This window comes from Phormidium tenue FACHB-1052 (assembly GCF_014696675.1).
Classification (GTDB): domain Bacteria; phylum Cyanobacteriota; class Cyanobacteriia; order Phormidesmidales; family Phormidesmidaceae; genus Nodosilinea; species Nodosilinea tenuis_A.
This window is the reverse complement of the sequence record NZ_JACJQN010000012.1, coordinates 75196-96255: the sequence shown is the minus strand read 5'-3', so window position 1 is coordinate 96255 and position 21060 is coordinate 75196. Positions and strand designations below refer to the sequence as shown.

The 21060-nt window shown below is 59.7% G+C and carries 16 protein-coding genes; 10 read left to right on the top strand and 6 right to left on the bottom strand.

Annotation, left to right across the window (positions count from 1 at the left end; genetic code table 11):
* Positions 1–144 precede the first annotated feature (144 nt).
* Together H6G07_RS16765 and H6G07_RS16760 are read right to left on the bottom strand one after the other, a co-directional pair.
* Positions 145–1308, bottom strand: a complete 1164-nt coding sequence (locus H6G07_RS16765) for a peptidoglycan-binding protein (protein ID WP_073609432.1) — start codon at positions 1306–1308, stop codon at positions 145–147.
* Between the two features lie 162 nt (positions 1309–1470).
* Positions 1471–1710, bottom strand: a complete 240-nt coding sequence (locus tag H6G07_RS16760) for an NfeD family protein (RefSeq protein ID WP_073609433.1) — start codon at positions 1708–1710, stop codon at positions 1471–1473.
* 460 nt (positions 1711–2170) lie between these two features.
* Between H6G07_RS16760 and H6G07_RS16755 the strand changes: the two genes are divergently transcribed.
* The 5 genes from H6G07_RS16755 to H6G07_RS16735 all read left to right on the top strand — a co-directional run bounded on the left by H6G07_RS16755 (position 2171) and on the right by H6G07_RS16735 (position 7800).
* Positions 2171–3532 (top strand): nicotinate phosphoribosyltransferase, encoded by a 1362-nt coding sequence (locus H6G07_RS16755; RefSeq protein WP_073609434.1) that lies wholly within the window; start codon positions 2171–2173, stop codon positions 3530–3532.
* 11 nt (positions 3533–3543) lie between these two features.
* Positions 3544–4176: a nicotinate-nucleotide adenylyltransferase gene (locus tag H6G07_RS16750; protein ID WP_073609435.1), complete on the top strand. Its 633-nt coding sequence runs from the start codon at positions 3544–3546 to the stop codon at positions 4174–4176.
* A complete protein-coding gene (locus H6G07_RS16745) occupies positions 4137–4883 on the top strand; it encodes an NUDIX hydrolase (protein WP_073609517.1) in 747 nt (248 codons plus the stop codon). Before H6G07_RS16750 ends, H6G07_RS16745 begins: the two co-directional genes overlap by 40 nt.
* Positions 4884–5025: 142 nt before the next feature.
* Complete coding sequence (locus H6G07_RS16740; protein WP_338420709.1) at positions 5026–5937, top strand: DNA-methyltransferase; 912 nt, start codon at positions 5026–5028, stop codon at positions 5935–5937.
* 81 nt (positions 5938–6018) lie between these two features.
* Positions 6019–7800: an NAD+ synthase gene (locus tag H6G07_RS16735; protein WP_073609437.1), complete on the top strand. Its 1782-nt coding sequence runs from the start codon at positions 6019–6021 to the stop codon at positions 7798–7800.
* Here H6G07_RS16735 and H6G07_RS16730 read toward each other — a convergent pair.
* Positions 7793–8572, bottom strand: a complete 780-nt coding sequence (locus tag H6G07_RS16730; RefSeq protein WP_073609438.1) for an ABC transporter permease — start codon at positions 8570–8572, stop codon at positions 7793–7795. The genes H6G07_RS16735 and H6G07_RS16730 overlap by 8 nt on opposite strands.
* Positions 8569–9489: an ATP-binding cassette domain-containing protein gene (locus H6G07_RS16725; protein WP_084173302.1), complete on the bottom strand. Its 921-nt coding sequence runs from the start codon at positions 9487–9489 to the stop codon at positions 8569–8571. The genes H6G07_RS16730 and H6G07_RS16725 overlap by 4 nt, the downstream gene beginning before the upstream one ends.
* Before the next feature lie 420 nt (positions 9490–9909).
* On the opposite strand from H6G07_RS16725, the gene H6G07_RS16720 reads away from it, so the two are divergent.
* The 3 genes from H6G07_RS16720 to H6G07_RS16710 all read left to right on the top strand — a co-directional run bounded on the left by H6G07_RS16720 (position 9910) and on the right by H6G07_RS16710 (position 16442).
* Positions 9910–13587 (top strand): WD40 repeat domain-containing protein, encoded by a 3678-nt coding sequence (locus H6G07_RS16720; RefSeq protein ID WP_073609439.1) that lies wholly within the window; start codon positions 9910–9912, stop codon positions 13585–13587.
* A gap of 110 nt (positions 13588–13697) precedes the next feature.
* Positions 13698–15851 carry a Tex family protein gene (locus H6G07_RS16715; protein ID WP_073609440.1) on the top strand — a complete coding sequence of 718 codons (2154 nt, stop codon included), beginning with the start codon at positions 13698–13700 and terminating at the stop codon, positions 15849–15851.
* Between the two features lie 96 nt (positions 15852–15947).
* Positions 15948–16442, top strand: coding sequence for a SixA phosphatase family protein (locus H6G07_RS16710; RefSeq protein ID WP_073609441.1), 495 nt, complete (start codon positions 15948–15950; stop codon positions 16440–16442).
* Here H6G07_RS16710 and H6G07_RS16705 read toward each other — a convergent pair.
* On the bottom strand, positions 16435–17310 hold the full coding sequence (locus H6G07_RS16705) for a hypothetical protein (protein ID WP_073609442.1): 876 nt from the start codon (positions 17308–17310) through the stop codon (positions 16435–16437). The genes H6G07_RS16710 and H6G07_RS16705 overlap by 8 nt on opposite strands.
* A gap of 344 nt (positions 17311–17654) precedes the next feature.
* Complete coding sequence (locus H6G07_RS16700) at positions 17655–18515, bottom strand: hypothetical protein (protein WP_199312167.1); 861 nt, start codon at positions 18513–18515, stop codon at positions 17655–17657.
* A gap of 373 nt (positions 18516–18888) precedes the next feature.
* Here H6G07_RS16700 and H6G07_RS16695 point away from each other — a divergent pair, with 373 nt between their 5' ends.
* Positions 18889–19749: an alpha/beta fold hydrolase gene (locus H6G07_RS16695; RefSeq protein ID WP_073609443.1), complete on the top strand. Its 861-nt coding sequence runs from the start codon at positions 18889–18891 to the stop codon at positions 19747–19749.
* A gap of 86 nt (positions 19750–19835) precedes the next feature.
* A complete protein-coding gene (gene hpsO, locus H6G07_RS16690) occupies positions 19836–21029 on the top strand; it encodes a hormogonium polysaccharide biosynthesis glycosyltransferase HpsO (RefSeq protein ID WP_073609444.1) in 1194 nt (397 codons plus the stop codon).
* The last annotated feature ends 31 nt before the right edge of the window (positions 21030–21060 follow it).

The following is a 21060-nucleotide window of genomic DNA, read 5'->3' as shown; positions in this document are numbered from 1 at the left end:
AATCCTTGCGGCACATAGGGTTAATGCTCTTTATGACCGCTGGGAATAAACTTTTATGAACCATAGAAAAACTTCTAGGGGTTGATCTATTCCCTTAGCTAGATGGCTTCTCTGTTGTGCCCTGCTACGGAGGGGTTCTTAAGCTTAAATGGGTTCTAGCCAAAGGGAGAAGATCCAGCCGCCGTCGAGCAGTTCTGACCAGTTACCGGAGGTGCGCCCGGTGATGGTCACAATTGAGCCATTGGGTACGTTTCTAACAACGCCAAACTCAGTGCCAGGGCCGTCAAACACAGAGGTCGAGTCGCCATCGGTAACTACCCGCTGCTGACTGGTTCCGCTGGGCGGTGGGTCAGTGGGGTCTGGGCTAGGATCGGGTTTGGGGGAAGGGAGCGGCGTTGGTGGCGCGGTAGCCCGGTAAAGAGCCTGCCAGGTGGCGGCGTCCACAATGCCGGTGACGGGCAGCCCGTTTACCCGCTGAAATTCACGCACGGCATTTTGAGTGGTCTGGTCGTAAATGCCGGAGGCAATAAAGTTAGACGGCAAAAAACCAGCCTGGCGCAGCAGTCGCTGCAATTCTGTTACGTCGGCGTTAGGGGTTGGGCCAGGAGTTGGGTTTGGATTCGGGTTAGGCTGGTTGTCGCCATAAATGGGGCCGCTGTACTGAATGTGGCCACTATCAACCCAGTTGCCGTTGGTGAGCTGGGCCCAGCCGTTGGTGAACCGTCCGGTTACCGGAATGCGGCTGCCATTGATGTATTGCCCGACAATTTGATAGTTGAAACCGGGGCCATTGCGAATGTTAAGGGCAAAGTTTTGCGGCGTGACCACCGTGGCCAGGTTCTCTGGGTTGCCGGTAGGGGGAGTTACGTCAGCGCCGGGGATAGGAGACCGGCTGACCAGGTTGCCTGCGACCCAGGTGGCATCGACTAGCTGCACCCAACCATTGCGGCGGGCACCAGACAGTTGCAGGGCACTGCCTCGGCGCACACGACGGTAAACGCCATTGTTGGTGCTTGGCCCCCAGCGCACGTTGAGGGCGTAGCCTTCGGGAGTGTTGACGTAGACAGTACTGCCCCAAAGGTGCCCGTTGGCCAAGGCCGGTGCCCCAAAGCCGCTACTGAGAACAATTGCCCCCGCCGCGATCGCCAACGACCGATTCCACAGAGGCATGGTGCCCACTGGCGCTACTTGTGTTTTGCCCTGCTTGGGTGCTAGCGGCAGGGCTGAGGCGGAACCCGCTGGGACAGGATCAACATCTGGGTGCGTTTCCCAGAGCAGCCAAAGAAGGCTTTGGGCCAGGCTATCCATAGGTCAACGGTGGCGGCGGAAGGAATAGGCAAAACCACCTTAATCATAGTGGTTTTTGCCTATTCCTCAGGGATTTTTACAGAAAATGAGGGATTGCTGGGGCGATCGCCCCAAGTTAGGTCAGGGCTCGCCACAGATTTTCACCCCAGCAATTCCCCTCGCTTAGGCATAGGCTGGCCCCAGCGGCGGCACAATCAGCAGGGTGAGCCCGTAGCGGCCCACTACCGTCACCCAGCTCGACGGCGCTAGGGCAATACCGGCGTCAACGACGCCTTCATAGACGCGGGCGGGCCAGTAGGTGCCTTCGTAGTAGACCCGCCCTTCTAGCTGGGCCGTAATGGGGCGCTCTACCCGTGCGGTTTTGGGGGTTTCAAAAAGTTCCAGAGTGTGGGTCAGATTCATCGCTATCCTCCCGGTGATGTCTCAGATGGGGTGTGTGCTTACTCGTAAGTGATGGTTGGGCGTAGGGTGTGACAGCCCAATGGGCGTAAATGTGCGTAGCGGTACTCCAGGGCCAGTATTCAAAGTACGGTGCTCCAAACCAGTGGCCATAGGCTGTAGAGCGGCCCCTGATGCCAACAAGGGTTTTGAACCAGGGCCGCTCTAAACCAGTAATGATGGACGATAGAGGGCACAGCCCTGGCTAAACGTCATCCCTGTGACAGATATTGAAGCGTTAGCCGTCTAAAGACAGAGGGGGCCAATCTATGGCTATTGTGTCTCCCCTTTGGCAGTCTTTATAGGTGAAATATACCAAAATTATAGCTAGCCCTGAGGGCAACTGCCCTTCTTTTTCCAAACTGTTGCGTGTCTTAATAGAATTAGTTATGGTGTAAACAACCAAAACATCGCCGCTACCTCAATGCCCTATCCCACCCTTTTGGCTACCCCTGACAACTACGGTCTGCTGACGGATCTGTACCAGCTCACCATGGTGAGCTGCTATGCGAGCGAGGGCTTGGCCGATCGCCGGGCCAGTTTTGAGCTGTTTACCCGGCGGCTCCCCCCTGGCTACAGCTATCTAATTGCCATGGGGCTAGCCCAGGCGATCGACTACTTAAACAATCTGCGGTTTTCAGAACGCCATTTAGAGGCCCTGCGGCAGACGGGGCTGTTCGATCATGCCCCCGACGACTTCTGGCAGCGATTGGGCGAAGGGGGCTTTACTGGGGATGTGTGGGCCGTACCCGAGGGCACAGCGGTGTTTGCCAACGAACCGCTGCTGCGGGTAGAAGCGCCCCTGTGGCAGGCCCAGATTGCTGAAACCTACCTGCTCAACACGCTCAACTACCAAACCCTGGTGGCCACCCGCGCCGCCCGCCTACGTGATGTGGCCGGGCCTGAGGCAAAGCTGCTGGAGTTTGGTACCCGTCGAGCTTTTAGCCCCCAGGGAGCACTGTGGGCAGCGCGGGCGGCCCTGGCGGCGGGCCTCGACGAAACCTCTAACGTGCTGGCAGCGCTAGCGCTGGGACGCAAGCCCGCGGGCACCATGGCCCACGCCCTAGTGATGGTGTTTACGGCGCTAGAAGGCAGTGAGGATGAGGCCTTTGCGGCCTTTCAGCGCTACTTTCCGGAGGCAGCGTTGCTGATTGATACCTACGACACGGTGGCAGCGGCCGAGCGGCTGGCGGCCCAGGTGCAGCGGGGGGAAACCCAGGTGGCCACGGTGCGGCTTGACTCTGGCAATTTGGTGGAATTGTCGCAGGCGGTGCGATCGCATCTGCCCAACACCAAAATCATGGCCAGCGGTGACCTGGATGAGTACGAGATCGCTCGCCTTAAGCAGGCCGGGGCAGTGCTCGACGGCTACGGCTTGGGCACCAAACTGGTGACGGGCGAACCGGTGAATGGGGTGTATAAACTAGTCGATATCGACGGTACGCCCGTGATGAAAGAGGCCAGCGGCAAAACCACCCTCCCTGGACGTAAGCAAATCTTTCGGCGTTACGAGGGTGGGAAGGCGGTGGGCGATCGTCTCGGCCTGCTCGAAGAACCCGCCGCCCCCGATGAAACGCCCCTGCTACAGCTAGTAGTCAAGCAGGGCCAGGCCATGCAGGAGTTAGAATCGCTGGATGCGATCGCCGCCCGCACCGCCGCCTCGGTAGCCAGTCTGCCCGCCGCCGTGCGCCAGCTAGAGCACCCAGCTAACTATGGCGTAGCATTGTCCGATGCCCTGGTGGATCTGGCGGCCCGCACCCGCCAGCATTCCCAATCTCAGCCCTGAGGATGGCTTCCATGACTGCAACCAATTCTCCGGCGCTTCGCATCGCTCTGTTTGGCACCAGCGCCGACCCGCCCCACCAGGGTCACGCCGCCATTCTCGCCTGGCTGGCCACCCAGTTTGACCACGTGGCGGTATGGACGGCTAACAACCCGTTTAAGGAGCATCAGACCCCCCTGGGCGATCGCTTTCGCATGCTGGAATTGCTGATCGACGACCTCGCCGTGCCGCCCCAGCGGGTGCAGGTACACCCCGAACTCAGCCACATGCGCACGGTGGTTACTTTGGAGCGATCGCGGCAGGTCTGGCCCCAGGCCGAGTTTTCCCTGGTGGTGGGGGCCGACCTGGTGGAGCAGCTGCCCACCTGGCACCGAGCGACCGAAATCTTTGCGGCAGCGAGCATTCTGGTGATACCGCGCCCCGGCTACGACCTCACGGAGGCCAGCCTGGCCAATCTGCGCCAATATACGACCGTCACCGTGGCCGAGATGCCTGCGATCGATGTGTCGTCGTCCCGCTATCGCCAGTGCGATGGCATTCCCGCTGCCACCGCCCCCGAAATTCCCCCGGCGGTGCAGTCCTACATTGCCCAACACCACCTCTACCCATGTCCGCAAAACTCCACCGCACCTCTGACCACCCCCTAAGCCCGGTGCCCCTGGCCGACTTCAAAGTAGGCGTCGACAACGTAATTTTCTCCGTAGATACCCAGCAAAACCGGCTGCTGGTGCTGGTGGTGATGCGCCACGACGAGCCCTTCGCGGGCTACTGGAGTCTGCCCGGCACCCTGGTGCGCCAGGGCGAATCCTTAGAAGCCGCCGCCTACCGGGTGCTGGCCGAAAAAATTCGCGTCAACACCCTCTATTTAGAGCAGCTCTACACCTTTGGTGGCCCCGATCGCGACCCCCGCGAGTCGCCCCAGGCTTTTAACGTGCGCTATCTGTCGGTCAGCCACTTTGCCCTGGTGCGCTTTGAGGATGCCGAACTGATCGCCGACGGTGTCAGCGGCATCGCCTGGTATCCCCTGGCCCAAGTGCCCCAGCTTGCCTTCGACCACAACGAAATTCTCACCTACGGCTACCGGCGGCTGCGCAACAAGCTGGAATACAGCCCGATCGCCTTCGACGTGCTGCCCGAGGTCTTTACCCTGGGCGATCTCTACCAGCTCTACGTCACCGTTCTGGGGGAAGGGTTTTCGGATTATTCCAACTTTCGGGCTCGGCTGCTCAAGCTGGGTTTTTTGCAGGATACCGGCCAAAAAACCTCCCGGGGTGCCGGGCGGCCTGCCAGCCTGTATCGGTTTGATGCCGCTGCCTTTGAACCGCTGAAGGAGAAGGCGATGGTGTTTATTTGACGAAGAGGGGAGTAAGGGGTAGGGGGGATGGGGAAGATTAGGGTGATGGGGTGAGATGGGAGTTCTAGAACATGGGGGTTAGGGGATGAAAGCTAGGGCACCTCAAAACCGAACTCTTGATCTCAATTCTGAAGAGCGAGCTGTGTTTTTGCAGCAGTTGATCAGCCTGGATTGTGAGAAATTCCCCAACGAAATTCTCAATCGAACTATTTGTCAGGATGTGTTTGGGGCGTTGCCCTACCTACCCAAAAACTTTGTGGATTTGCTGATTGTTGACCCGCCCTACAACCTCACCAAAGATTTCAATGGCAGCAAGTTTAAGCAGTGCGATCGCCCTACCTACAGTGCTTGGCTCGATAGCTGGATCTCTCAGCTTAAACCCATGCTCAAGCCCCATGCTTCCGCTTATTTTTGCGCCGACTGGGCTACCTCAACCGTCATGTATCCCGTGCTAGAAAAATACTTTACCGTCAGAAATAGAATCACCTGGGAGCGTGAGAAAGGCCGCGGTGCCCAAGCCAATTGGAAAAACGCCAGTGAAGATATTTGGTTCTGCACCGTCTCGGAAACCTACACCTTTAATGTGAATGCCGTAAAGCTCAAACGCCAGGTGATGGCTCCCTACAGAAATCCGGCTGGACAACCCAAAGATTGGGATGATAAGGGTTCGAAAAACTACCGTCTCACCCACCCTTCTAACCTGTGGACCGACATTACCGTGCCCTTTTGGTCAATGACCGAAAACACCGATCATCCCACCCAAAAACCTGAGAAACTGGTGGCCAAACTGCTGCTGGCCAGTTCCAATTCTGGCGATGTGGTACTCGATCCCTTTCTTGGTAGTGGTACGACCGCTGTGGTCGCCAAAAAGCTCGGGCGGCAGTATGTAGGCATTGAACAAGACCCCGACTACTGCTGCCTAGCCGAAAAGCGTTTGGCCTTAGCCAACGAAGACCCCACCATTCAGGGATACACCGATGGCGTCTTTTGGGAGCGCAACACCCTGGCGGCCCAGCGCAGTCGCCCCAAAAAGTCCATTTCCTCGGAAGCCTGATTATTTCCCCGCTGATTGTCGGTAGCTGAAGACGATTACAGCCAGCGTTTTGGTCAAAATCCTTTTTATCTATTAACTCCTATGAAATTTGCGATCGCCCAGCTCAATCCCACCATTGGCGACCTGGCCCACAATGCTCAACAGGTGCTCGATGCCGCCCGTCAGGCCGATCGCTTGGGTGCCCAGGTGCTCATCACCACCGAGCTGGTGCTGTGCGGCTACCCGCCCCGCGACCTGCTGCTTCAGCCCAGTTTTATTCAGGCTATGGCTCAACAGCTCGATGCCTTGTCCGCCGAGGTGCCCCCCCACATCGCTGTGCTGGTGGGCTATGCCGCCGCCAACCCCAAGGCCCGCTACCACGGCGAAAAGCCCCTATTCAACAGCACCGCTCTGCTTCAGGGTGGCAAGGTGCAGCAGGTCTTTCACAAGCAGCTATTGCCCACCTACGATGTCTTTGACGAACACCGCTACTTTGCCCCCGGCCAGGGGCCGAGCAGTTTCACCATTCCCCTGGGCGATTGGGGCCTGCGCGTGGGTGTCACCATCTGCGAAGACCTGTGGAACGACGAGGAGTTTTGGGGCGGGCGCAGCTACCCCCGCAACCCGATCGCCGACCTAGCCGATGACCACGTTGATGTGGTGATCAACCTCTCCGCATCGCCCTACTCGGTCAACAAAGCGCAGTTGCGAGCCTCCATGCTGGCCCACAGCGCCACTCGGTTTCGTTGCCCCATTCTCTACGCTAACCAGGTGGGGGCCAACGACGACTTAATCTTCGACGGCACCAGTATGGCCTTCAACCGCCAAGGCGAGCTGGTGGCTCGTCTGCCCTCCTACCAGGCCGGGCTAGCGGTGGTGGAATATGACCCTATCCAGCGCGACCTGTGTCCTGGCGACATTGCCCCCCTGCCCGCCGACGAAAACGAGGCGATCTGGTCGGCCCTGGTGCTGGGGGTGCGCGACTACACCCACAAGTGTGGCTTTTCTAAGGCGGTGATTGGCCTCAGTGGCGGCATTGACTCGGCGCTGGTGGCGGCGATCGCAGCGGCAGCCCTCGGCCCAGCTAACGTGCTCGGCATTCTCATGCCCTCCCCCTATAGCTCCGACCACTCGGTGACCGACGCGCTGGCCCTGGCCCAAACCCTAGGTATTGCCCACCAAACCCTGGCGATCGGCCCGCTGATGGCCGACTACGACCAGGTGCTCGACCCCCTCTTTGCGGGCACCAGCTCCGGTATTGCCGAAGAAAACATCCAGTCGCGCATTCGCGGCAACCTGCTGATGGCGGTTTCGAATAAGTTTGGTCACCTGCTGCTATCAACTGGCAACAAGTCGGAAATGGCGGTGGGCTACTGCACCCTCTACGGCGATATGAACGGTGGCTTGGCGGTGATTGCTGATGTGCCCAAAACGCGAGTTTACGCCCTCTGTCAGTGGCTCAATCGGCAGGTGGGCAGCGGCACTGGTTCTGTAGCTCCAGTGGCTCTGGGTGAATTGTCGGAGCGAGTCAGCTACCTGACTGACGCCCTGATTCCGCAAAACATTCTCGAAAAACCGCCCAGTGCCGAACTCAAGCCTGGTCAGGTCGATCAAGATTCGCTGCCGCCCTACGAGGTGCTGGATGACATTCTCGATCGCCTGGTGCAACGCCACGAGTCGGTAGCTGAGATGGTTGCGGCTGGCCACGATGCAGCGGTGGTAGACAAAGTTTTGCGGCTGGTGTCGCGGGCCGAATTTAAGCGGCGGCAGACCCCGCCCGTTCTCAAGGTGACCGATCGCGCCTTTGGCCTGGGCTGGCGCATGCCCATCGCCAACCGCTGGAAGAGCGAGGTAAAAGCGCCCCTGCAATATTCTGCTAGCTAAACAACCTGGGATAAATCCGCAGGGCGGCCAGCCTGGCCATCACCACCATCCATACAATTAGCCAGAGCAGCAGCAGGGGCCACCAGGGGGGCAGGCCCAGTGGCCAACGCAGCAGATCGACTAGGGAGGCTAGGGGCAAAAGCGCGGCAAACTTGGCCAGTAGCGGCGGCAGCGTATCGCGCGGGAAATAGGTGCCGCAGAGGGTGAACATGGGGATGATCACCAGAAAAATCGGCACATTCACCTGGTCAACTTTATTTACAGCTCCGGCCACCAGCAGGCCAAAGGCCCCAAACAGCAGGCTGCCCAGCACAATCAGCGGCAGCGATAGCACCAGACTAGAGAGGTCGTAGAGGTTGGCCAGCACTGCGACCAGCCCGGTGATGGTGCCAGCAATGGTGCCCTTAGTGGCCGCCCAAACCCAGTCACCCAAAAACACATCGGCATAGCTCAGCGGCGCGGTCAGCAACGCTTGCCAGGTCTTTTGAAAGTTCAGCCGAATGAAGCTGCTGTAGGCCCCCTCAAAAAACGACTGAAACAGCACCCCGATCGCAATCATTCCCGGCGCTAAAAACCGCGCGTAGGGAATCATCTGCCCCAGGTAGTCCACCTCGCCAATCAGCGGGGAAAGGCCGTAGCCAAAGGCCAGCAGATACACCACTGGCTCAGAAATCGGCGGCAGGCAGTTCACCAACCAGGTGCTGCGGTACACCTGAAAGTGTCGCCACCAAACCGAATACACCCCCCAAGGGGTTGCGGTAATCAGCTTCATTCCAGCACGCTCCCAGTGAGTCGCAAAAACACGTCTTCTAAGTTGGCGGGTCGCCGCAGGAGGTGGTTAGGGTGGTGAGCAGCGATCGCACCCCAAACCACCTCAGGGTCGCGATCGGGCAGCGATATCAAGTGACCGCTGCCAAAGGCCCGATACCAGGTTTCGTAGCGGGCCGCTAGATCCTGGAGAATCTGGGCCTCAACCCCTTCGATCTCGGCCACCTCGCGGCCAATCACCCGCGCCACCAGATCGGTGGGGGTGCCCTCGTCGATCACTTTGCCCTGCTGGAGGAGAAGCAGGCGATCGCACAGCCTTTGAGCCTCATCCATATAGTGGGTGGTCAGCAAAATGCCGCAGCCGCTGGCCTTGAGATCCTGCACCAGCCGCCAAAAATCCTGGCGGGCGTCGGGGTCGAGGCCGGTGGTGGGCTCATCTAAAAACACGATCTTGGGCCGATTCAACAGCGCGCGGGCCAGCACCAGCTTGCGCTTCATGCCGCCCGACAGCTCATCGACCTGGGCCTCGGCCCGGTGCTCTAAATTGACTAGGGCCAGCAGTTCCCCCGCCCGCTGCCGCGCCGCCGCCCCGGTAATGCGGTAGTGGTGGGCAAAGTGGGTGAGGTTTTTAAACACCGTAAAGTCGGGGTCGAGGTTGTCTTCCTGGGTGACAATGCCCATCTGGGCGCGGGCCAGCTGCCCCTGCCCCGGTAGCTGCCAGGGCCCAAACTGCACAAACCCCTTGGTGGGAATAACAGTGCCAAACAGCATGCCCACCGTGGTGGTTTTGCCTGCCCCATTTGGCCCCAGCAGCCCGACAATCTCACCCGGTGCCAGGGAGAAGCTGACGCCCTGCACCACCGCCTCATCGCCATAGGTTTTCCAAAGGTCGTAGGCCTTTAAGGTCAGTGCATCCGACAAAATTTGCTCCTAATTAAGTCTTTAAACATTTCGAGATTAAGTCTTTAAACATTTCGAGTTATAAGGCGATGACGTCACGCTATCGCCCACCGTCTGCTGCCCCAAGGGAAAGTACCCATTACCTAACTTAGAGCCGAGTTCGTGGCAGGTACTCCCCACCCATCTACCCCCTACGCCCTACCCCCTTAGTCCCCACCTCCCCAGGCACTCTAACAAAATCCCTCCCAAACCATCCTGATTCACCCGACTGGCCCAGAAATATGAACAGGTAGATGCACCCTGATAATTCCCTGGCCCTTGGGTCGGGGAATTTTTTTGCCAATTCCCTGGGCTCAAATTCCCTAAACCCTGGGGCTGAGAAGTTCTGGAAAATTCAGGTTAGACTGAGGCCAGATTTGGGGCATCTCGGCGGTTTTGCCAATGGATTTTGAAAAAATTGCTGTACACATCAACCAAGTTGCTGTGGAGCGCAAGGGGCGACCGCTGAAGGATGTCGAGCGTCTGGTGCTACAGGGGGCTTGGGAAAATAAGACCTATGCAGCGATGGCCACCCCCACCGTTGGCTACACCGAAGACTATCTCAAAAAAGACGTTGGCCCCAAGCTCTGGCAACTGCTCACCGAGCTGGTGGATGCTGATCTTCAGGGTGTTCGGGTGACGAAGCGCAACATTCAGAATGTGCTGCACACCTGGATGATGCAGGGGCTAGTGGCGACTGAACCGGCCCCGCCTCTGAATCTTGTGGTGGAGCCGCGATCGCCCCTGCCCCACCCCACCCTAGTGGTGCGCGAATCCCCCCGCCTCGATCTGGCCGACTGCGCGGGTCGCCAAGCCGAACTAGCAACCCTGACTGAGTGGATTTTGGCGGAACGTTGCCGCACGGTAGTGCTATGGGGGCTGCCAGGGGTGGGGAAGACGACGGTGGCGGCAGCGATCGCCGCCACCGTTGCCTCCCAGGTCGATCAGTGCGGCTATCTAGCCCTGACTGCCGAAGCTACCGAGCAAGATGTGCTGGGGGCGATCGTCCACTGGCTTGACCCGCAGGCGGCGATCGCCCCCCTGGCCCAAGTAGACTGGGTGCTCGATCAGCTGAGCCAGCGCCATGCCCTGCTGATCATTGATGGTTTGGAGCAGTTCTTTGAGACTCAGCAGCCAGCGGGCAGCTACCGCCCCCATGCCGACGCCCTACAGCACCTTTTTCACCAGGGTGCCGAGCGCCATCACCAGAGTTGTCTAGTTTGGGTTAGCCGCGAAAAGCCCGCCGATTTTTCCCAGCTACAGGGGCCACGGGTGCGAGATTATGTCCTCGGCGATCTGTCCGCCGAGGCGGCCCGGTCTCTGCTCCAGGCCCCGGCTGCCCTGAATGCCCCCGACGACTGGGCCGCACTGGTCGATCGCTACGGTAGCCATCCTCTGGTGCTGCGGGGGCTAGGGGCGACGCTGCGAGAGGTCTACCAAGGTCAGCCCCGAATGTTGCTCCAGGCGACTAAGGCGATCGTGCCTGTCGTCGTACATCGCACCTTTACCCAAGCCCTGCATCGAATGCCGCCCGAGGAATGGGGCTTGCTCTACTGGCTAGCCCTGGCCCAGGAACCGGTCACCCTCGACGACTTCAACGGAGCCATGCAGCCGCCCCTACCCGACATAGTGGTGCAGTCGGTCTTGGGGCGGGGCTGGGTTCAGGCCCAGGCTACCGGGAGCCGGGGGCTGGTGTTGAGCCTAGGCCCCGTGGTGCAGGTCTTAGTCCTAGAGCGACTGCAAGGTGTGCTGGCTGCTGAAATAGAGGCCGAAACCTTCGACTGGCTCCAGCGGTTGCCCCTCGTCACCATGACCGCCCGAGAGGTCGTGCAGGAACGTCAGCGGACGGCTATGCTAATTCCCCTAGCAGAAGAGCTGCGGCAACAATACGCTACCGATGAGGCTCTGGCTGCTAAGGGCGATCGCCTGCTCAAGGCCCTTCAGCCCCTCGTCGGTCAGCCGGGCTACGGGGCCGGCAACTTAATTCACCTCTGCCAGCACCTGGGTCTGGGCATCAGCGGTGTCGATTTTTCTCATCTGGCTATTTGGCAAGGCGACCTGCGGCGGGTGAGCGTGCAGGGAGCCAGTTTTAGCCAGGCCCAGTTTAGCGACACTACCTTTGCCACCGCCCTGGGGCGCGATCCGGTGGCCGCCTTTAGCCCTGTTGGTTCTACCGATAGGCAGGGCCAACGGGGCGCGGCAGCCGAGGAGAATGGGTGGCACCTGGCCACGGGCGACCACGAGGGTCGGCTGTTGCTGTGGGATTTGAAGCGGGGCAAGCTGGTCTGGATGTTTGACGAGGGCCAGAGCATTCGATCGCTAGCCTTTAGCCCCCAGGGCGATCTGCTGGCCATGGGCACCGAAAGCGGGCAAATCTGGCTGTGGTCAGTGGGATCCACCTACCAGGCCGATATTCTAGACGATCACCAGGCCCCAGTGCGGGCCCTGGCCTTTAGCCCCGACGGCAGCCAGTTGGCCTCCGGCGATGACAGCGGTCGGCTGTGCCTGTGGGAAGTCGCTTCGGGCTTTCGACAGGGCTGTCTAAAGGGCCACACTGGGGCAATTCACAGCTTGGGCTACAGTGCTTTGGGCGACCAACTGGTGAGCGGCGGCGATGACCAGCGCGCCTGCCTGTGGCATGTGGGCGATCGCACCTTGCTCAAAGATCTCCAGGCGCGATCGACCGCTGCCATCCGCACTGTTGGGTTTTTACCCGACCCCAACGACCCCGACTGCCCGCCCATTCCCTTCGCAGCGGGCTACGACGACCACTGCTTGACGATTTGGAATTTAGCCACCGGTCTGCCCTGCTGGATTTTACCCGCCGATGTGCAGGCTCTGCCCGCCCTGGCCCTCAGCCCCAACGGACGCTACCTGGTATCTAGCGGCCAAGACTTCACCGTTACGGTGTGGGATATTCCGAACCGCTGCCTCTGCTACGCTCTGCCGTCGCTGAAAGCGCCGGTGTGGACCCTAGCCTTTAGCGCCGACAGCCGCTATTTCGTCACCGGCAGCAACTACACCATCAAGCTCTGGAGCGTCAAGCGAGGCCAGTGCTGGCGCAGCTTTCTCAGCCAGGCCCATCCGGTGCGTTGCCTAGCCTTTAGCGCTAGCGCTGACAGCGGCACCATTCTCACTGGCCACGACGACACCCACCTGCGGCTGTGGCAGGTCAACGCCCACAGCCCCTACGCCATCGGCCCTCGGGCCCTGGCAGGCCACAGCGGCTCGGTGCGCACCGTCGCCCTTAGCGCCGATGGTCAGTGGTTGGCGAGCAGCGCCGATGATCAAACCCTACGGCTTTGGTCTACCGCTGCGGGGCAGAGCCAGTGGGTGGGGGTTACACCAACCCCGGCTACCCTGCTGCGCTTTAGCCTCGATAGTCAATGGTTGGCCAGTGCCACCCCCGGCAGCAGCATTTTGGTGTGGGATTGCACCACGGGCAGTGTCGTAGGCGAGTTAGAAGACACCCCTGACAGCCCAACCGCTCTATTGTTTAGCCCCGGCGACGACTGGATTGTGGTAGGCGCTAGGGATGGCACCATTGGCCTCTGGCCCTGGCAGCAGCGAACCCTAGGCACCGATCGCCGCGTTCTAACTGGCCATCAAAGTCAGGTACACAGTCTTACGGTTCAAGGTGAGAGACTGGCCAGCGCCAGCCATGACGGCACCGTGCGCTGGTGGAACCTGGGACAGGACAATAGCTGTCTCGGCCAGTGGCAGCACCCTACTGAGCAATGGCTGCAAGGGGTTACCCTCGGCCCTACGGGCAACCTGCTGGCGCTGACTAGCCAAAATGCCCAGGTCGAGGTGTGGGAGGTTGAAACCAACCAACGCCGCTATACCCTCAAAGGCCACAGCCAGGATATTTGGCAAGTCTTGGGTTGCTCCAGCGGTGCCCATCTGCTCACCGCCAGCCAGGACGACGAAATTCGCGTGTGGGATCTAGCGACGGGCCTGTGCCAGCAGACCCTCCGCCCCAATCGCCCCTACGAAGGTGTCAATATCCGTGGGGCCACGGGCCTCTCTGACACCGAAGAACGCATGCTGAAGTCCCTGGGGGCGATCGTCAGTTACTAATATCTACCCAAGGGGTTGAGCTAGCTATCGCAACGAATGCTAGTTACGTTCTCTGAGCTGTTCAGGCCACATCTACAATGGAGGACTGTTATTGCCTCAGTAGCCGCCCCATGACTCCGCTCGCGACCACCATTGCTGCCGAACTTGAGATCCGTCCTGCCCAAGTAGAGGCCACCTTAGTGCTGTTTGCCGAAGGGGCGACAGTGCCCTTTGTGGCTCGCTACCGCAAGGAGCGCACGGGGGATCTAGACGAGGTACAGCTGCGGCAGATTGCCGAGCGCCACCAGTACCTAACGGAGCTTGAGGATCGGCGGCAGACGGTGCTGGGCGAGATTCAATCTCAGGGCAAGCTCACGGATGCACTAAAGACCGCGATTCTCGCCTGCCAGCAAAAGACGGAGCTAGAGGATCTCTATCTGCCCTACCGACCCAAGCGCCGCACCCGCGCCACTATGGCGAAGGAAAAGGGACTGGAGCCGCTGGCCCAGAAAATTGAGGAGCTAAATAAAACGGGCAAACGCGCGATTCTAGTTCAGGAAGCGCAGGCGTTTGTGAACCCGGACAAAGGGGTTCAGTCTACCGATGAAGCCCTTCAGGGGGCGGCGGACATTTTGGCAGAGCAGGTGGCGGAACGGGCAGAGCTGCGGCGGTATGTGCGCGATCGCCTCCTGACCCACGGCCAGGTCACCGCCAGCATCAAAAAAGGCCACCCTGAGGGCAGCACCAAGTACGAGATGTATCGCGCCTACCAGTCCCCGGTGCGCTCCATCGCCTCCCACAATCTGCTGGCGATTTTGCGGGGCGATCGCGAAGGCATTCTCAAGGTGGGACTAGAGGTAGAACCCGACCCCATTCTGCAAACCCTGGAAAAGCGGATGGTAAAAACTCCGGTTGCCGAGGTGTGCCAGTTCTACCGGGAAGTGATTCAGGATGCTTACAGCCGGTTGATGAAGCCGTCGCTGACCAGCGAGGTGATGGCCGAAAAAAAAGCCTGGGCCGATGAGGTGTCGATTCAAAACTTTGAGGCCAACCTAAAGAATCTGCTGCTGTCGCCCCCGGCGGGGATGAAGCCAACCCTGGGGGTTGACCCTGGCTTTCGCACCGGTTGCAAAGTGGCGGCGGTGGATAGCACTGGCAAATTTTTGGAATATCAGGCGGTGTTTCCCCACCAATCCCAAAACCAGCGGCAGCACGCGGCTCAGACCCTGGCAGGGATGATTCGCAAGCACAAGATCGAGCTGATTGCGATCGGCAACGGCACCGCCAGCCGCGAGACTGACGCCTTTGTGGGGGAAGTCCTAAAAACGCTGCCAAATCCTCCGGTGAAAGTTTTGGTGAATGAGTCGGGGGCCTCGATTTACTCCGCTAGCGAGGTGGCGGCGGCAGAATTCCCCGACCTGGATGTGACGGTGCGGGGGGCGATTAGCATTGCTCGGCGGCTGCAAGACCCCCTGGCAGAGCTGGTGAAGATTGACCCCAAATCGATCGGCGTGGGCCAGTATCAGCACGATGTTGACCAAAAGCGGCTGAAGCAGAAGCTGGATGACACCATCGAGAGCTGCGTCAACTATGTCGGGGTGGATCTAAATATGGCCTCCCGCGAGCTGCTCACCTACGTGTCGGGGCTGACCCCGGCGGTGGCCAACAATATTGTGGAATTTCGCGATGCCAACGGCGCGTTTCAGTCGCGTCGGGAGCTGCTGAAGGTGAAGAAGCTGGGGCCGAAGGCCTTTGAGCAGGCGGCGGGGTTTCTGCGCATTCGCAACGGTAAGAATCCTTTGGATAACACAGCGGTGCATCCCGAGAGCTACGGCATTGTGGATGCGATCGCCGCCGATCTCGCCCTTCCCCTGGCGCAAATTTCTAAAGCTGCTGATCGCCTGAAGCGGCTCGACATCAAAAAATACACCACCGCCGAGGCCGGAGAACTCACCCTGCGCGATATCTTGCAGGAGCTAGAAAAGCCCGGTCGCGACCCCCGCGAGCAGTTTGCCTACGCCCGCTTTCAGGAGGGCATCAACGAAATCACCGACCTGAAGCCGGGGATGACGCTGGAGGGAGTGGTCACCAATGTCACTAACTTTGGCGCATTTGTGGATGTGGGGGTGCACCAGGACGGGCTGGTGCATATTTCGCAGATGGCCGATCGCTTTGTCAGCGACCCCAACGAGATTGTCAAGGTGGGTCAGGTGGTGACGGTGCGGGTGATGGAGGTCGATACCAAGCTCAAGCGCATTGGCCTATCGATGCGGGCCTCATCCTAAAGCTGGAGAAAAACGGGGCAACGTTGATTCCTCCCAGGCGATCCCCTAAGGTGATCAAGGGCACACCGCCCCTGGAGCCACGATTGACCCATCACCATGACCAAGCAGCTAATTCTCTTTCGCCACGGCAAATCTGACTGGAATGTGGGTAACGGTCGCGATCGCGATCGCCCCGTCGCTGAGCGCGGCATCGTCGCCGCCAAAACCATGGGTAAATTGCTGGCGGCGGCGGGCAAAGTCCCCGATCTGGCCATTACCTCCTCAGCAGTGCGCGCCCGCACCACGCTAGAGATCGCCAGGTCGGCTGGCCAGTGGCCCTGCCCCATGAGCGTCACCGACGACCTCTACGAAGCCTCGATCGATCAGGTGCTAGAGGTGATTCACGCAGTGCCAAACCACCACCACTCCCTCATGCTGGTGGGTCACCAGCCGACCTGGTCTGACGCCGTTTCGTTTTTTTTGGGCGGCGGTACCGTGGCCATGCCTACGGCAGCCATGGTCTGCCTTGAGTTTGAGATCGCCACCTGGGCTCAGATTGACTATGGCCGGGGCACTCTGCTGTGGCTGTTGCCCCCCAGGCTGTTTACCTAGGGCGCTGCCCGACGATTGCCACGGTTGCAGGCCGGTCAGGGGCGATCGCCGCCTGGCGCAAAGATTTATAAGCCTTTAGCTCTTTGCCCTCAACCACGACCACCCCCACAGCGGTCTGGATGTAGACCTTGCCATCTAGGGCATAGACCACGGGGGCCAGAGTGGGGTCTACGCTAGCCTGAGGGGCTGGAGCAACCGGCATCGGGGGCGGCGGCGGCGGGGCTGGAGCGGGCACCCTGACCGGCACAGTCCCCACAGCAAGGGGTGGCTTAGCGGTCGGAGTTGGTGCAGCTTGAGCCGGTGGCGGTGCCCAAAAACAGGTTTTGTCGCCCTCCTCGCAGGGCTCTTTTTCGAGCCAGGCCACCAGGTCATCGCCGTGGTAAACGTTCTCGCCGCGCAGGGTATCGACGTAGAGGGTGCCGCTGTTGATGGCAATGTCGCGGATGGGGTACCACTGGCCGCTCGCCAGCACCAGCAGGTCAAGCTGCAACGGGCGGTTGCCACGGCGGCTAGAGTGGAGCCACCACTGCTTCCAAAGCTGCCGGGCGGCGGCATAATTGACCCGGTAGCCCTGGGGAATAGGGTGGTGAGCGTAGCACAACACCTGGCTATCTAATCCCTGGCCAATGGGCAAAAAGTGATGATCGACTAAGACCTGGTGCAGCACATCGGTGTAGTCGGTGTGGCGGCGCACCTCAATGCAAGGTGGTGTGCTGGCATCGTAGGCGATCGCTAGCAGCGCTCCTTTGCGGCCTAAAAGCTGGCGCGCCTTGTTGGCGGGCTGAATGCGCAGCGACTGGTTTGCCTCTAGGGTGGCATCCCCCGAAACAAACCACTGCAACAGAGTTAAGTCGTCTAGTGAGGTCATGGGCAGCACAGTTTCAGGAACGGGATGGGGGCTAGACCCTGAGAAGCTATCTAGGCCGCGATCGCCGATCAGCTTTCACCAGCGCAGACTTATTAAGCCCACTAGGTCTAGCAAAGGAGCCACTAACGCCTAACCCACATAGAGGCTGCTCAATGCCCTGTATCGGATTGGCACAATCCCATGTTATGAAATTTGCTGTCAGGAATCCGGATGTTTTCTCCGTGGTATCAACAAGATTCTGTAAATTCTTATACAGTTTCTCGGTGGCTGAGGGCGTCACAACCGCCAGTTTTGCCTAGCAAACCCTGGGCAAAACTGGCGGGGCCGACGGCTGGAACTACAGGTTATCTGGGGCGCTGCCGAACGGTGGTGACGGTCGTAGAGCGAGCCCTCGGGGTCGCTAGCGGGAGCGTAGGTTTGTAGGCCCTCAATTTTTCGCCTTCGACGACGATAACCCCCAGAGCGGTCTGCACATAGACCTTGCCGTCTAGGGCATAAACAACCGGGGCCAGGGTGGGGTCTACAGTAGCCGGTGCACCATCTAAAGGTGGCAGTGCGGGGGGCTGAGGCCGGTGGGGCGAGCTAGACGCGGCGGCGGGTAGCTGCTCTGGGCTTTGGGAGGGCACTAGCTGGCCTGGGGGCGGTGCCCAAAAACAGGTTTTATCGGCCTCATCGCAGCGATCCTGTTCGAGCCACACCATCATGTCATCGCCGTGGTGAACGGTCTCGCCTCGCAGCGTGCCAATGTAGAGCGTGCCGCTGTTGATAGCAATGTCGCGGATGGGGTACCACTGGTTACTGGCCAGCACAAACAGGTCGAGCTGTAGGTGGCGATCGCTGAGGCGACTGGCATGGGTCCACCACTGTTTCCACAACTGGCGAGCCTGGCTATAGACAATGCGGTAGCCCGCAGGAATCGGGTAGTGGGTGTAGCACAAGACCTGGCTGTCTAACCCCTGCCCAACGGGCACAAAGTGATGGTCGACCAAAATCTGGTGTAACACGTCAGCATAGTCGGTGTAGCGACGCACCTCAATGCGGGGCGGCAGGGCGGCATCGTAGGCGGTGGCCAGCAGCGAGCCTTTACGACCCAAGAGCTGGCGCAGATTGTTAGCGGGCTGAATACGGAGGGACTGATTTGCTTCTAGGGTGGCATCTCCCGAGACAAACCACTGCAATAGGGTCAAGTCGTCTAGTGAGGTCATATCAGGAACGGTCGCAAGGAACGTGACGAGGGCCAAACCCTCCCAGGTCGTTCCAGATCGCGATGGTCAGCAACCGGCTCCCCAAGGCCAGCACGTAGAGAATGAGCCTTCGCAAGCCAGTTAACCCCATTAGGTCTGGCAGGTGAGCCAACAACTCTGGGCTGTGATCCGGTTAGGTGTTGTGACGGACACCCACACAACGTCAGTTTCTGCTGTGCTCCCTATCGTTTACAGACGGTGGCAATTAGCATCCGGGGCGGTGGGGAAATCGGATAAATATATTTACGTAATGGGAACCCGATCTGAGTCAGGGGGTGCCTCTGCTGATGGGGGCTCTCGGTATAGTGAAGGAGATGTTGAACCCGGTGGTGCAATGACCGCAACCGTCAGCAGACAGCACGGATTTCTGCAAACCAACGGCCTACACCTGCACTACGTCCGCCAGGGGCAAGGGCCGCTGATGCTGTTTTTGCACGGCTTTCCTGAATTTTGGTACTCTTGGCGGCACCAGCTCGACCATTTTGCGGCTCAATATACCTGCGTTGCCCTAGACCTGCGGGGCTACAACGACAGCGACAAGCCCTCAGGTATCAATGCCTATCGTCTAGATGTTTTAGTAGAGGATGTGCGGGGGGCGATCGCCGCCTTAGGCTATGACCGAGCGGTGTTAGTGGGGCACGACTGGGGGGGCGCGATCGCCTGGGCCTTTGCCTACGCCCACCCCGAGCTGCTCCAGTCGCTGATTGTGATGAATATTCCTCACCCCGCTAAGTTTGCCGAGGGGCTGCGCCATCCTCAGCAGCTATTGCGCAGTTGGTATATCGGAGCCTTTCAACTACCGCTGCTGCCCGAACTGCTGTTGCAGGCGGGCGACTACTGGGCGATCGAGCAAATGCTGCGGGGCATGGCGATCGATAAAAGCACCTTTAGCGACGCCGATCTGCAAGCCTACAAAACCGCCGCCGCCAAACCCGGTGCCCTCACCGCCATGGTCAACTACTACCGGGCTTTGAGTTTTAGCGGCCCCCAGTGGCAACCCTGGGGCATTCTTGAAGTGCCCACTCTGCTGATTTGGGGCGAAGCCGATGCGGCCCTGGGCAAAGAGCTCTCCGTTGGCACCGAAGACTACGTGCGCCATCTGCGGCTGCGCTACATTCCCCAGTGCAGCCACTGGGTGCAGCAGGAGCAACCTGAGCGGGTTAACACGCTGATGGCCGAGTTTTTGGGTGGGTGAGGGAGCGGGGCCGAGGAAGTCGTAGGGGAGTCAATATCGAGGGATTTGGGCATTCTAGAACCGCCCTGCTACGGAGTGCCGCTGCCATGCGCGTGCTTGTGCTCAGCCACACCTATATCGTTGACCTCAACCGCGAAAAGCTGCGTGCCCTGGCCCAGCTTTCTCCAGAGATGGAGGTGGTGGTGGGTGTTCCCCGCCGCTGGCAGCCCGGTGGCGTGCAAAACCGGCTGATTGTCTCTGAACCCCTCCAATCGGGTAATTTTCGGGTGCAGCCCCTCAGCAATCTCAGCCAAAACAACCAGGGGTTGCTCACCTTTGGACCCGATCTGATTAGCTTGCTGCGAGAATTTCGGCCCCAGGTCATTCAGGTGGAGCAGGGGGCTAAAGCACTGGCCTACGCCCAAACCATCACTCTCAACCGCCTGCTGGGCCTCAAGGCCCAAAACGTCTTTTTTACCTGGTGGAATCTGCCCTACCAGCTCAAATTTCCTGTCTCTGCCCTCGAAGCCTACAACCTGCGCCATACCCACGGTCTAGTGGTGGGCAACCAGGACGGGGCTGATGTTTTGCGCGATCGCGGCTACACCGCCCCCTACCAGGTGATGCCTCAGCTCGGTGTCGATGAAACCCTGTTCCGTCCTCAGCCCCAGCCCGAGCTAGCTCAGTCCCTTGGCATTGCTAGCGATGCCTTTGTGGTGGGCTATTGTGGTCGCTTTGTCGAAGAAAAAGGGCTGCTGACTCTCTGCAACGCCTTAGCAACTTTGCGAGACCATCCTCAGCCCTGGGTGTGGCTGCTGGTGGGTCGGGGAGAGCTGCGCGATGCCATTCAGGCTAAGGCTGATGGGTTGGGCATCGGCGATCGCCTTCGCTGGGTGACCGGCATTCCCCACGACCAGGTACCCGACTACATCAACCTCATGCACACCCTAGTGCTGCCCTCCGAAACCACCGACAAGTTTCAAACTCTCACCGCCAAAGGCTGGAAAGAACAATTCGGCCACGTGCTGATCGAAGCCATGGCCTGCGCCGTCCCGGTGATCGGCTCCGACTCCGGCGAAATTCCCCACGTGATTGACCAAGCTGGCCTCGTCTTTCCCGAAGGCAACGCCCCTGCCCTCGCTGACCATATGCGCCTGCTGATCGAGCAGCCCGAACAGCGACAGTCCCTCGCAGAGGCAGGCTATCACCGCGCCATGAGCCACTATACGAACCGAGCGCTGGCGAAGCAGCTACTGGAGTTTTACCGGGAGATTGGCGCGGGTGAAGAGGAAGGGAGGTGAAATGGGAGATAGGTGACAAAGTGCAAAATTC

Coding starts and splice junctions, on each gene's coding strand:
- hpsO (WP_073609444.1), top strand. CDS start 19,836: ATGCGCGTGCTTGTGCTCAGCCACACCTATATCGTTGACCTCAACCGC.
- H6G07_RS16715 (WP_073609440.1), top strand. CDS start 13,698: ATGACTCCGCTCGCGACCACCATTGCTGCCGAACTTGAGATCCGTCCT.
- H6G07_RS16755 (WP_073609434.1), top strand. CDS start 2,171: ATGCCCTATCCCACCCTTTTGGCTACCCCTGACAACTACGGTCTGCTG.
- H6G07_RS16745 (WP_073609517.1), top strand. CDS start 4,137: ATGTCCGCAAAACTCCACCGCACCTCTGACCACCCCCTAAGCCCGGTG.
- H6G07_RS16720 (WP_073609439.1), top strand. CDS start 9,910: ATGGATTTTGAAAAAATTGCTGTACACATCAACCAAGTTGCTGTGGAG.
- H6G07_RS16710 (WP_073609441.1), top strand. CDS start 15,948: ATGACCAAGCAGCTAATTCTCTTTCGCCACGGCAAATCTGACTGGAAT.
- H6G07_RS16765 (WP_073609432.1), bottom strand. CDS start 1,308: ATGGATAGCCTGGCCCAAAGCCTTCTTTGGCTGCTCTGGGAAACGCAC.
- H6G07_RS16695 (WP_073609443.1), top strand. CDS start 18,889: ATGACCGCAACCGTCAGCAGACAGCACGGATTTCTGCAAACCAACGGC.
- H6G07_RS16700 (WP_199312167.1), bottom strand. CDS start 18,515: ATGACCTCACTAGACGACTTGACCCTATTGCAGTGGTTTGTCTCGGGA.
- H6G07_RS16760 (WP_073609433.1), bottom strand. CDS start 1,710: ATGAATCTGACCCACACTCTGGAACTTTTTGAAACCCCCAAAACCGCA.
- H6G07_RS16705 (WP_073609442.1), bottom strand. CDS start 17,310: ATGACCTCACTAGACGACTTAACTCTGTTGCAGTGGTTTGTTTCGGGG.
- H6G07_RS16750 (WP_073609435.1), top strand. CDS start 3,544: ATGACTGCAACCAATTCTCCGGCGCTTCGCATCGCTCTGTTTGGCACC.
- H6G07_RS16735 (WP_073609437.1), top strand. CDS start 6,019: ATGAAATTTGCGATCGCCCAGCTCAATCCCACCATTGGCGACCTGGCC.
- H6G07_RS16730 (WP_073609438.1), bottom strand. CDS start 8,572: ATGAAGCTGATTACCGCAACCCCTTGGGGGGTGTATTCGGTTTGGTGG.